A 3,440-nucleotide genomic window follows, 5' to 3' on the forward strand; every position below is an offset into this window, starting at 1 on the left:
GGATTACTCTCAGACAGATTGGCAAGGACGGGAAACTCTCTTGAGAGAGCTAAAGGATGTCGTAGAGTTTCTCAGAGGTCAAACCAGTTTGATGGTCTTCTTGCTCAACAGGGTTGACATGCGGAATCAAACCGACAACCCTCTAGAGCAAAGGATCGAGGAGCTGAGGGAAGAAATTCAGGAGATTCTGGCTCTTCCAGAGCCGCCTTGCATCGTCCCTCTCTCTGCTATTGCACTCTTTTATGCTCAATGTGCCTGGGGAGCTAACTCTTCTGAAGCGTCGGATGTAGATCCTAGTACCAGGCGGTGGATGGTCGGCTCTCTTTTTAAAGACTGCTATAACTTCATTAAAGCCTCTACGAGAGGTGATAAGGAGCTGAGGTCGTGGCTACTTAACCTCGAGAACAGCATCGAGGAAGGACAGGAAATATCCGAATTTTTTTCTCTGACCAAGCCCATCAGATCCCTGTTGAGCGCCAGGCCCACTGCCTATTGCTCAGCGATATTGCTCTCAAGGGTTGGGCAGTTTCCCTAGCGGCGGAATCCCAGCTTCTGCTTAAACATGGGTACCTTCAAGATGCTGTTGATGTCCTGAACCTCGAGGTTCCTCGTTTTCGGGAACTGAGCGAAAGGTGGTGTGCAGCTCTCTTGCCAGCGGATCGGCCTCAGCTCCGGACGGCCTACACGTACAAAGCTCCCGGCTTTGCTGGCCGCATCTCTAGCGAGCGCATCCAGCGCATTGCTCGTCTTTCTCCCTTCGACCCAGCCCTTACGCCGGAGCAGCGCTTCCTCAGAGAAAAGAACCTCTCCGTCGAGTTCCAGATGACCTATTTCCAAGAGCTGGACAAATCTTGGTATCTTGCCCAAGCTGCCCTGGCCGAATACTTGGATATCCTCAGCGAGCTCACGGAGCGCCTCGAAGGTCTCCAGTCTTTTGCTCACCTCTGTCGAGAGATTAACCAGGCGGATCCCTACCGATTGATCCCCTCTGAACCCCCAAGTCTTTATCTACTGGCTGCCGAGTGAGAAGCTTACAGGCCTTAGCCCACCTCGCGGGCGGCCCGGACCAACAGCCCCGCCATGATCAGCCCCGCCAGGATCGAGCTGCCGCCGTAGCTAAACAGGGGCAAGGGCACCCCTGTAGTCGGCAGTAGGCCGCTGACCACGCCGATATTCAGCAGTGCCTGCCCTACCAAAAACATCAGACAGCCGCAGACCACCAGCTGGGCAGGCAGGTCGAGACAGCGCCGCATAACCCGCAAGCTGACCCAGGTGTAGGCGCTCAATAGCCCCAGGAAGAAAAGGGATCCCACCAGGCCAAACTCTTCTGCATACACAGCAAAGATGAAGTCCGTGTACTGGATGGGCAGGTAGAACAGCTTTTGTAGGGAAAGACCATAGCCTTTGCCCCACCAGCCACCTGAGCCAATAGCCAAAAGGCTCTGCACCAACTGGTAGCCGTCCCCCTGAGCATTCCCCCAGGGATCCAAAAAGGCTAAGATGCGCCGCCGCTGGTAGTCTTTGCTGAGAATGCTCACCCCAGCCGCCAAGATCCCCAGTCCCGCGGTAGCCAAGAGGGTAAAAAGGGGGAGCCCAGCCGTCCAGGCCATGACCCAGAGGGTAAGGCCGCAGATGGCGGTGGTACCCAAGTTGGGCTGGATGAGGATCCCCAGCAGCGCCAAAGCAAAGAGCCCGACCCAGACGCCGCGAAACCAGAGGGGATGGTAAAACCAACGGCCAAACACCCAGGATCCCTGCAGCACCAACAGGGGCTTGAGCAATTCCGCAGGCTGAATAATCGGGATCACCTTTAGATCCAGCCAGCGGCTGGCATCCAGGCGGGAAACCCCCAGCCCTGGCACGTGGGTGGCCCAGACCAAGCCAATGCCCAGCAGGCAGAGGATCCCCGCCCAGGGGAACCAGCGCTGCAAGGGGATGCGCACTAGGATGGTGAAGCAGACCAGCCCCAGCCCTGACCAGAGCACCTGGCGCTTAAAGAAATAGAGGCCATCGCCGGTAGTCTGCTGCGCCACCGGGTAGGAGGCGGAAAACAGCATCGCTAGTCCCATCCCCAACCAGACCAGCGTCAGCCAGCGCAGCCAGCGGGCTTCAGCATTCCAGGGATCCCACAAGGGCTTGGCAGCAGGCGCGGAAGTGGTGGCCACGGTGCTCAAAGCTGGAGTACTGGTCAAAGCTGGCACAAGCAGGCGAGAGCAAGACGGTGATGGGCTGGGCCGGATTGTCCAGGGCTTGCGCTAGGGAGCAAGCAGCTACAAAAGCCCTTTCCACCGCCACATCTAGCGTTGGCAGGATCTCGAGGTCAGTATAGCGGATCTCCTGGAGGGCCTGGGCCAGGGCAGGGGCAGCCTCCCCAATGAGCAACACGCGGGCCACCTTAGCCTGAATAAGCCGCAGCCAGGCTGAGGGATCCCCCTGTTTGGCCCTTCCCCCGGCAATGAGGATAATGGGCGGGGAGAGGGCGTTGAGCGCTACCCAGCCGGCCTCGTAGTTGGTGGCCTTGCTGTCGTTGACAAAGCGGATGGGGGTAGATCCCACCTGGATTTGGGCCACCCGTTCCAGCCGATGGGGCATGCCGGCAAAAGAGCGGATGGCGGCTTGAACGGCAGCGTTGGGGATCCCGGCTAGATGAGCAGCCGCTGCTGCCAAGAGCAAGTTTTGCAAGTTGTGTGAGCCAGGGCAGCGCTCAGCAAAGTCCTCCAGCTCCGCCACCGCCTCCCCCTGGATGTAAAGCGTGCTCCCTCGCAGGAAGACATCCGCTTGTGGATCCTGCAGCGAAACCCAGTAGGTATTTTCCCAGTCTCGCCGCCGGCGAAAGAGGTAGGGGTCCTCGCCATTGACCACCCGCCACTGGGCCCGCTCCAGCAGCCGCGCCTTAAAGCTGGCATAGCGCTCCAGCGTGCCGTGCCGCTCTAGGTGATCTGGGGTGAAAGTTGTCCACACTCCAATGCGGGGTGGGCTGCCAGGGGAGCTCTTCATCAGGCGGCTGCTGGCCTCCAGTTGGTAGCTGCTCAGCTCTGCCACGATCCAATCTGGCCGACGCTGCCCTTGCCAAGTCTCCAGAGCCACTTGGGACAGGGGCAAGCCAATGTTGCCGCAAGGGATCCCTTCGAGCCCTGCCGCCTTGAACATCTCCGCCACCAGGGCCGTGGTGGTGCTTTTGCCGTTGGTGCCCGTGATCCCCACCCAAGGCAGGTGCTCAAGAAACGGCCAGGCCAGCTCCGCCTCTCCCACCACCTCGATCCCTTGCCGCCGCGCCTCTTGCAGCAGCGGGTGATCCCAGGCAATGCCCGGGCTGACCACCACCTGCTTCACTCCCGGCAGCAGTTGAAAAGGCTGGCCCAAGTGGACAGGGATCCCTTCCCGTTCCAGCTCCGCCTGCCGTTGCCGCAAGAGCTCCGAATCCTGCTCGTCCCAGACCC

General features: G+C 59.7%; 3 protein-coding genes and 1 pseudogene. 2 read left to right on the plus strand and 2 right to left on the minus strand.

Annotated elements, in window-relative coordinates; genetic code table 11:
• Both NW809_RS11385 and NW809_RS11390 read left to right on the plus strand, forming a co-directional pair.
• A pseudogene (locus NW809_RS11385) lies at window positions 1-535 on the plus strand (hypothetical protein); the annotation flags it as partial.
• A gap of 113 nt (window positions 536-648) precedes the next feature.
• Window positions 649-1,026 carry a hypothetical protein gene (locus NW809_RS11390; protein WP_414402181.1) on the plus strand — a complete coding sequence of 126 codons (378 nt, stop codon included), beginning with the start codon at window positions 649-651 and terminating at the stop codon, window positions 1,024-1,026.
• Between the two features lie 14 nt (window positions 1,027-1,040).
• Here NW809_RS11390 and NW809_RS11395 read toward each other — a convergent pair whose 3' ends face one another.
• A complete protein-coding gene (locus tag NW809_RS11395; RefSeq protein ID WP_414402182.1) occupies window positions 1,041-2,165 on the minus strand; it encodes an FtsW/RodA/SpoVE family cell cycle protein in 1,125 nt (374 codons plus the stop codon).
• Window positions 2,110-3,440, minus strand: a 1,331-nt coding sequence (gene murD, locus NW809_RS11400) for a UDP-N-acetylmuramoyl-L-alanine--D-glutamate ligase (protein ID WP_414402183.1), incomplete at its 5' end; no start/stop codon positions are given. The genes NW809_RS11395 and murD, both read right to left, overlap by 56 nt.

This window comes from Synechococcus sp. WC101, assembly GCF_047461555.1.
Classification (GTDB): Bacteria; Cyanobacteriota; Cyanobacteriia; order Thermostichales; family Thermostichaceae; genus Thermostichus.